Raw genomic sequence first — 7,805 nt, forward strand, 5'->3', positions numbered from 1 at the left:
CCCCCGCAGGGGTGCGGCGACGGCCGCCGGAAGGACCCGGGGCGCCCCGGGTCCGGAGCGCGCCGCGGGGGAGGCGCCGCCACCGCGCACGGCGCCCTCAGCCCGCGCCTCCCGCCTCCGCGCGGACCCGGCCGGTCCCGTCGGCGGCCGCCCAGTGGCAGGCCACCCGGCGTTCGGCCCCGCCCCCCAGGACCGCGGGGTCCACGGTGCGGCACAGGTCGGCGACGCCCGCCCGTTCGGCCTCTCCCGAGGCGAGCACCGGGCAGCGCGGGTGGAACCGGCACCCCGGCGGCACCTGCTTGGGGTCCGGCGGCTCGCCCGCCAGGACCACCGGCTCGCCCTCGCCCGCGTCGGGCAGCACCGACAGCAGCGCGCGTGTGTACGGGTGGGCGGGTGCGGCCAGGACCTCCTCCACGGTGCCCAGCTCCACCACGCGCCCGAGGTACATCACGGCGACGCGGTCCGCGATGTTCCACGCCAGTCCCAGGTCGTGCGTGGCCACCAGGGCGGACAGCCCCAGTTCGTCCCGCAGGTCCAGGAGCAGGCGGAGGATCTCGCCGCGCACCGACGCGTCCAGGGACGCGACCGGCTCGTCGGCCACCAGCACCTCGGGGTCCAGGACCAGGGCCCCGGCGATCACCACGCGCTGGCGCTGCCCGCCGGACAGCTCGTGCGGATAGCGGGCGAGGAAGCGCTCCGGCGGGCGCAGGCCGGCCCCGGAGAGCGCTCCGGCGACCCGTTCGGCCTCGTCCGCCGTGGTGCCCTCGTGGATGCGCAGCCCCTCGGCCACGGACTCGTAGACGGTGCGGCGCGGGTTGAGCGAGCCGGTGGGGTCCTGCTGCACGAGCTGGACCCGGCGCCGGTAGGCGCGCAGGTCCCGGGAGCCGTACCGCATCGGCCTGCCCTCGAACACCACGACGCCCCCTGTGGGCCGCTCCAGGCCCAGCAGCACCCGGGCCAGGGTGGTCTTGCCGCAGCCCGACTCCCCCACCAGCGCCACGATCTCGCCCGCCGACACGTCGAGGTTCACGCCGTCGACGGCGCGCGCCGTGCCCTTGCCCCCGCCGGGGGCGAACCCGGCGGCGAAGGCGACCTCCACTCCCCTGGCGCTCAGGATCGGCTCGGGCGCCTCCCCTCCCCCGGAGGCGCGGGGGGCGTCGCGGGGGTCGGTCTCGGTGGTGCTCAAGGGCGCGTCTCCTCGGTGGGGGCGGCGGTCGGGATCACGGGGTGCCCCCGTCCCGGGCGGTCGTCAGGGGTCTCGCGGGGCCCACGTGCACGCACGCCGCATGGCGCGCGGAGTTCCCGGCGGGGTCGGGGTCCACCGGCCACAGGGGCGGGTCGACCGTGGCGCAGACCGTCTCGGCCACCGCGCAGCGGGGTCGGAAGACGCAGCCCGGAGGGGGGTCGGCCGGATCCGGCGGGTCCCCCGGCAGGCCCCGGGGCGCCAGGCGCGAGGCCGGGTCGCCGATGCGGGGGAAGGCCGCGCTGAGGGCGCTCGCGTAGGGGTGGGCGGGTTCGTGCACGACCTCGCGGGCGGGGCCCTGCTCCACGACGCGGCCCGCGTACATCACCGCGACCCGGTCGCAGGTGGCCGCCAGGACGGACAGGTCGTGGCTGATCATCAGCATGCCGATGCCCTGTTCGGCGACCAGGCGCTTGAGCAGGGCGAGGATCTGCGCCTGGATCATCACGTCCAGGGCGGTGGTGGCCTCGTCCGCGATGACCAGGCGTGGCTCGCAGGCCAGGGCCATCGCGATCATGACCCGCTGGCGCTGTCCGCCGGACAGCTGGTGGGGGTAGTCGCGGGTGCGGGAGGCCGGGAGGCCCACCTGTCCCAGGAGCTCGGCCACGCGCCCGGGGATCCGGTTCGCCGGCACGGTGCCGTGGATCGCCATGGGCTCCGCGATCTGGTCACCGATCCGCTTGACCGGGTTGAGGGAGTGCATGGCGCCCTGGAAGACGATCGCCGCGCCCACCCAGCGGACCGCGCGCAGTCGGCCCCACCGCATGTCGAGGACGTTCTCCCCCTCCAGCAGGACCTGCCCCCCGATGCGGGCGCTCTCGGGCAGCAGGCGCAGCAGCGCCAGGGCGACGGTCGACTTGCCGCTCCCCGACTCCCCCGCCAGCCCCAGGGTGCCCCCGGGGTCGAGGGACAGGTCGACGCCCCGGACGGCCGGGACCTCGCCGTGCCCGGCTCGGTAGGTGACGTGCAGTTCTCGGACGTCGAGGAGGGAGGTCAACGCTGCTCCCGGAGTCGGGGGTTGATGACGGACTCCAGAGCGCGTCCGCACAGGGTGAAGGAGAGGGCGACGGCCGCGATGGCCAGGCCCGGCGGGATCATGTACCACCAGATCCCGGAGCTGATGGCCCCCGCGGTGCGGGCGGCCTCCAGGATGCCGCCCCAGGAGATGGTGGTGGGGTCCCCCACCCCCAGGAACGCCAGCGTGGACTCGGCGATGATCGACGTGGCCACGAGGAGGGTGGTCTGGGCGAGCACCACCGGCATCACGTTGGGCAGCACGTGCCAGGCCATGACGTGGGTGTGCCCCCCGCCCAGGGCGCGGGCGCGCTCCACGAAGGGTCGCGCCTCCACCGCCAGGGTCTGCGCCCGCACCAGGCGGGCCGTCGCGGGCCAGACGGTGAGGCCGATGGCGATGATGATGGTGCCGGTGCCGCGCGGCAGCACCGCGGCCAGCGCCACGGCCAGGACCAGGGTGGGCAGCACCAGGAACCAGTCGGTGACCCGCATGAGCACGGACGACACGACCCGTCCGGCCGGGCCCCCGGACGCGCCGAAGTGCCCGGCGGTCACCCCGACCAGCGTGCCCAGGACCACGGAGACGACCGTGGCCAGGAAGCCCACCGTGAGGGAGACCCGGGAGCCCCAGATGATGAGGTCGAGGACGGACCGGCCGAAGTTGTCGGTGCCCAGGGGGAACTCGGCGCTGGGCGGTTCGTAGGCGGCTCCGGGGGCGCCGGTGACCGTCAGCTCGGCCTGGTCCACCAGCAGGGGTGCGAACAGCGCCAGGAGGACGATGGCCGAGAGGGCGAGGAGGCCCACCAGCCCGGCGCGGTTGCGGGTGTACTCGCGGGCGAACCGGCGCAGGGCCTCCGCGCGGCGGCGGCGTGCCAGGGCCCGGGGCGACACGGGTGCGCCGCCCGCGCCGTTCGCCCCGCCGGCGTCTCCGCCCGGTGCGTCGGCGCCGTGTTCCTCGGTGTCCGCGCTCATGGGCGCACCCTGGGGTCGAGCAGCGGGTAGACCAGGTCGGCGAGGAGGTTCATGAGGATCACCGAGGCCGCGAAGACCACGAACAGGCCCTGGACGAGGCCGAGGTCGGGGACGCGCAGGCCGGAGTAGAAGAGCTGGCCGAGTCCGGGCCAGGAGAACACCGTCTCCACGAGGATCACTCCGGACACGACCTGGCCGAGGTTGAGGAAGATCAGGGTCACCGTGGGCAGGAGGGCGTTGGGGACCGCGTGCCTGCGGCGCACGAGGGCGTCCCGCAGTCCCTTGGCCCGCGCCGTGGTGAGGTAGTCGGCGCCCCTCTCGTCCATGAGGGAGGAGCGCATGATCATGAGGTACTGGGCGTAGATCACGGCGACCATGGTGGTGATGGGCAGCACCATGTGCCAGGCCGTGCTCAGAGCGGTCTCCACGGGGCCCGTCGCCGCGGGGTCCACCATGCCGCCGGTGGGGAACAGGCCGGGCATGAACCCGCGCCCCGAGGCGAGCGCCACGATGAGCAGCAGTCCGAGCCAGAACGTGGGCACCGACCAGAAGAACAGGGCGACGGCGCTGTTGGCCCGGTCGGACCGGCCGCCGGGCCTCCACCCGGCCCGGACGCCGAGGAGGAGGCCGAGGAGCGCGGCGATGACCGTGCCGGTCCCCGCGAGCAGGACCGTGGGCCCGAGGCGTTCGAGGATGAGCTCGGTGACCGGCTCGCGGAACTGGAAGGACGTGCCGAGGTCGAGGCGGAGCAGGCCCGTCAGGTAGTCGAGGAACTGCTGCCAGAGGGGCTGGTCGAGCCCGAACTGGCGGCGGAGCTCCTCGCGCTGCTCCGCGGTGACCTCGCGGCCCTCGGTCATGGCGCGGACCGGGTCGCCGGGCAGGATGCGGAAGAGGAAGAACCCGGCCACGACCACGGCCAGGAGCGAGAACGCTGCGGTCGCCAGGCGTCCGGCGACGTAGCGCGCGATCCTGCCCGCGCGGCCTGGCCCGGCGGGGCCCGCCGGGGCGGGGGCGCCGGGCGCCTCCGCCCCGGCCGGGGCTCCCGGGGTGACGGGGTCGCTGGTCACTCGCGGTCCTCCACGGTGGCGCGCCGGCGGAACAGGACGAACCCGCCCGCGGCCAGGAGCACCAGCACGGCCGCCCCGATGCCGATCCAGACCCCGGTCGAGGGCCCGGAGGGGCCGTCCTCGTCCGAGGCGACCGGCTGGGCGGACCAGAAGGCCCAGTAGCCGTCCTGGCCCCAGATGTTGCCCCCGGGGTCCGGCTGGATCTGCATGTCGGTGATCTGGTCGGTGCGGTACGCCTCCCGGATGTCCGGGTAGGCCAGCACGTTCACGACGGCCTCCTCGTAGAGCACCCGCTGGAGGTCGTGGATGATCTCCGCGCGGGCGGTGCGGTCGTACTCGGCGAGCTGGGCCCGGTAGAGCTCGTCGTACTCCTCGTCGCAGAAGTAGGCGTCGCCCTGCATGCTGCCCGGCTCCTCGGGGAGCGCGTCGCAGGTGTGGATGCTGAACACGTAGTCGGGGTCGGGGTTGACCGTCCACCCGGTGAAGATGAGGTCGTACTCGGCCGCGAAGAGGGCGTCGCTGAGGACGCCCGGGTCGACCGTGAGGTTCTCGACCTCGATGCCGATGTCGGCGAGGCGCTCGACGATGACCAGTCCGGCGTTGACGTTGTCCGGCCGGTCCTGGTGGACGTGCATGCGCAGTTCGAGGCGGTCGCCGTCGGGCGAGACCCGCACGCCGTCCTCGCCCCTCTCGTAGCCCGCCTCGTCGAGCATCGCGTTGGCGGCCTCCGGGTCGAAGGAGAGCGTGTCCTCGTCGCCCTCGGGCGACCAGTGGTAGTCGCTGTAGCGGGCCGGGATGTAGCCCCCGGCGGCGGTGGCGCGGCCGCCGTGCGCCTTCTCGACGATCTCCTCGTTGTCGATGGCTCTGACGATGGCCCGGCGCAGGGTGGCGTCGGCCAGCGCGGGGTGCCCGTCGCCGAACTCCTCCCCGTCCTGGGTGCGGGCGCCGGGGTTGACGGTGAAGGCCTGGAACCGCTTGCCGGCGGCGAAGTTGACGGCGATGTCGTCGGCGCCGTCCAGGGAGTTGGCCTGGGCCTCGGTCAGCTCGTAGACGAGGGAGACCTCGCCGCTGCGCAGGGCCTCGACGGCGGCGTCCTTCTCGGAGTAGTACCGGAAGACCAGGTCGGAGAAGCCCGGGGCCCCGCGCCAGTGGTCGGGGTTGGCCTCCAGGGCGATGTGCTCGCCGCGGTGGTGCTCGGTGAGGACGAAGGGGCCGCTGCCGACGGCGGGCAGGTCCTCACCGGTGTAGTCGGCGAAGTCGTCGCCCTGCTCCTCCAGGACGGGCTCCCAGACGTGGCGCGGCACGATCGGCACGTTGAGGGAGGTCATCGTCGCCTGGGGCTCCTCCAGCTCGATCACCACCGTGTGGTCGTCCTCGGCCGTGACCGTGTCGAAGCCCGACACGTAGTTGCCGTTGGCGATCGCCGCGGACTCGTTCTCCATGATGGTGGTGAAGGTCCACGCGACGTCGTCGGCGGTGAGGGGTTCGCCGTCGCTGAAGGTGACGCCGTCGCGCAGGTGGAAGGTCCAGGTGAGGCCGTCCTCGCTGGTCTCCCACTCCTCGGCCAGGGCCGGCGCGGGCTCGTTGGTCACGGCGTCGACCGTGACCAGGGAGTCGTAGACGTGGTCGAGGATGTTGGTGGTGACGGCCAGCTGGGCGGTGAAGGGGTTGAAGGAGTCGACCTGCTGGGAGATGGCGACGGTGAGCGTGTTCGCCTCGTCGGCCGGCTCCGCGGCGGCCGGGGCGACCGCGGCGGCCCCGACGAGGAGCAGTGCCGCACCCGTGGTCGTCACTCGCAACGGGAGGCGCGGGGAGGGGGTGGGGGGAGGGCGATGGGAGTACATGTCTGCCCCTGTCGGGTTCGTGGGGTCGGTGGCGCGGGGAGGTCGACGGTGCCGGGTCGGTGTCACGCCACCCGGGGGTTGTTGGTTGTCTACCAACGGACGTGGATTAACGTCAATGACCTCCGAGGAGCGCCGTGACATCGAAATACATTCGCGGCCGGACTCCGGCGCAGCGGGGTTTCAGGTGCGCCGGGTGAAGAATGGGCCGGACCGCAATTACTCCTGATTCGCGGTGCTTGTGATACTCCGCTACGGTTCCCGCCATGATGGGGCACTCGCACGCACTGAGTGGCGTGGTCGGCTGGATGGCGGTCGTTCCGCTGGTCCAAGGCGCAGAATTCCTCGGGCTCAGTTTCGAACTCGGCCCGGGAGAGATCATCGCCGGTTCTCTCGTGTGCGCGGGGGCGGCCCTGCTGCCCGACCTCGACCACAAGAGCGCCACGGTGACCAAGACCTACGGCAAGGTCACCGAGGTCCTGGGCGGCATGCTCGGGTTCCTCTTCGGCGGTCACCGCATGGGGACGCACTCGTTCTTCTTCGCGATCCTCATGGGCGTGATCGTCCAGCTGCTGGCGCTGTGGTCCGAGATGGCCGTCCAGGTCTTCGTGTTCCTGCTCATCGGCATCGCGCTCCAGGGACTGGGTTTCGGCCTGGACAAGAACCGGGTCGCGTCCGGGGTCATCAACGCCCTGGCGACGGCGGGGATCACCCTGGCCCTGTTCACCGCGGGCGTCAACTACACCTGGCTGGGCCTGGCCGTGGCGTTCGGCGTGATCCTGCACTTCTTCGGCGACATGGTCACCAAGATGGGCGTGCCGATCTTCTGGCCCCTGTGGAAGAAGCGCATCGGCCAGGGCAAGGGGTTCGTCACCGACGGCCCCGTCGAGCAGAAGGTGGTGACCCCGCTGCTGACGGTGGGCGTCATCGTGGGCTCGGTCTACCTCTTCGACTGGCCCGCCATCCTCCCCGAGTACTAGACAGGGCGCCGGGCCCGTCCCGGGGGCGATCGCCCCCGGGACGGGTTTTCCCGTTCTCCGGCCCTGGCGACCGCTCACGGATCATGCTCCTGGCCGACACGCTGCGTGTCCTCCTCGGCACCGCGCCGGTGCCCGGACCCGGAAGGTCTGCCATGAGCGCCACCGACCAGCTGCTCGCCAACGCCCGCGCCCGCGCCCGGGGCCTCCCCCAGGGCGACCACGCCTCGCCCCCCGCACTGGGCCTCGCCGTCGTCGCCTGCATGGACGCCCGGCTCGACGTCTACAGGGTCCTCGGCCTGTCCGAGGGGGACGCCCACGTGATCCGCAACGGGGGCGGGGCCGTGACCTCCGACGTGCGTCGGAGCCTGGCGATCAGCCAACGGCTCCTCGGCACGCGGGAGATCGTGCTCGTCCACCACACCGACTGCGGCATGGCGGGCTTCACCGACGACGACTTCAAGCAGCAGGTCCAGGACGAGGTGGGCATCAGGCCGGACTGGGCCGCCGAGGCCTTCACCGACCTGGACACCGACGTGCTCCGGTCGATCCGGCGCATCGAGGTCGATCAGTTCATCCCCTGCACCGACCGGGTGCGGGGCTTCGTGTACGACGTCGTGACCGGCGAGCTCCGTGAGGTCCGCCGACCGGGGTGACCTCCGCTGGCGGGCGGGGCCGGTACGCGCGGCCC

The 7,805-nt window shown here is 73.1% G+C and carries 7 protein-coding genes; 2 read left to right on the plus strand and 5 right to left on the minus strand.

Annotated elements, in window-relative coordinates:
- Positions 1-97: 97 nt before the first annotated feature.
- From ACWGL3_RS29380 to ACWGL3_RS29400, 5 genes are read right to left on the minus strand one after another with little or no spacing between them, the layout of a single operon-like run.
- Positions 98-1,186 carry an ABC transporter ATP-binding protein gene (locus ACWGL3_RS29380; RefSeq protein ID WP_267946048.1) on the minus strand — a complete coding sequence of 363 codons (1,089 nt, stop codon included), beginning with the start codon at positions 1,184-1,186 and terminating at the stop codon, positions 98-100.
- A 34-nt stretch (positions 1,187-1,220) separates the two neighbouring features.
- Positions 1,221-2,240, minus strand: coding sequence for an ABC transporter ATP-binding protein (locus ACWGL3_RS29385; RefSeq protein ID WP_267946049.1), 1,020 nt, complete (start codon positions 2,238-2,240; stop codon positions 1,221-1,223).
- Complete coding sequence (locus tag ACWGL3_RS29390; RefSeq protein ID WP_267946050.1) at positions 2,237-3,229, minus strand: ABC transporter permease; 993 nt, start codon at positions 3,227-3,229, stop codon at positions 2,237-2,239. Before ACWGL3_RS29390 ends, ACWGL3_RS29385 begins: the two co-directional genes overlap by 4 nt.
- Positions 3,226-4,296, minus strand: coding sequence for an ABC transporter permease (locus ACWGL3_RS29395; protein WP_267946051.1), 1,071 nt, complete (start codon positions 4,294-4,296; stop codon positions 3,226-3,228). Before ACWGL3_RS29395 ends, ACWGL3_RS29390 begins: the two co-directional genes overlap by 4 nt.
- On the minus strand, positions 4,293-6,140 hold the full coding sequence (locus ACWGL3_RS29400) for an ABC transporter substrate-binding protein (protein ID WP_346660215.1): 1,848 nt from the start codon (positions 6,138-6,140) through the stop codon (positions 4,293-4,295). Before ACWGL3_RS29400 ends, ACWGL3_RS29395 begins: the two co-directional genes overlap by 4 nt.
- A gap of 263 nt (positions 6,141-6,403) precedes the next feature.
- Between ACWGL3_RS29400 and ACWGL3_RS29405 the strand changes: the two genes are divergently transcribed.
- Both ACWGL3_RS29405 and ACWGL3_RS29410 read left to right on the plus strand, forming a co-directional pair.
- Positions 6,404-7,117: a metal-dependent hydrolase gene (locus ACWGL3_RS29405; RefSeq protein ID WP_267946053.1), complete on the plus strand. Its 714-nt coding sequence runs from the start codon at positions 6,404-6,406 to the stop codon at positions 7,115-7,117.
- Between the two features lie 152 nt (positions 7,118-7,269).
- Positions 7,270-7,770: a beta-class carbonic anhydrase gene (locus ACWGL3_RS29410; protein ID WP_452462036.1), complete on the plus strand. Its 501-nt coding sequence runs from the start codon at positions 7,270-7,272 to the stop codon at positions 7,768-7,770.
- Positions 7,771-7,805: the final 35 nt, after the last annotated feature.

The organism is Nocardiopsis sp. NPDC055824, assembly GCF_053616335.1.

Bases quoted from the DNA above. Each gene is read 5' to 3' on its own strand.
- ACWGL3_RS29390 (WP_267946050.1), bottom strand. From the start codon at position 3,229: ATGAGCGCGGACACCGAGGAACACGGCGCCGACGCACCGGGCGGAGAC.
- ACWGL3_RS29400 (WP_346660215.1), bottom strand. From the start codon at position 6,140: ATGTACTCCCATCGCCCTCCCCCCACCCCCTCCCCGCGCCTCCCGTTG.
- ACWGL3_RS29405 (WP_267946053.1), top strand. From the start codon at position 6,404: ATGATGGGGCACTCGCACGCACTGAGTGGCGTGGTCGGCTGGATGGCG.
- ACWGL3_RS29410 (WP_452462036.1), top strand. From the start codon at position 7,270: ATGAGCGCCACCGACCAGCTGCTCGCCAACGCCCGCGCCCGCGCCCGG.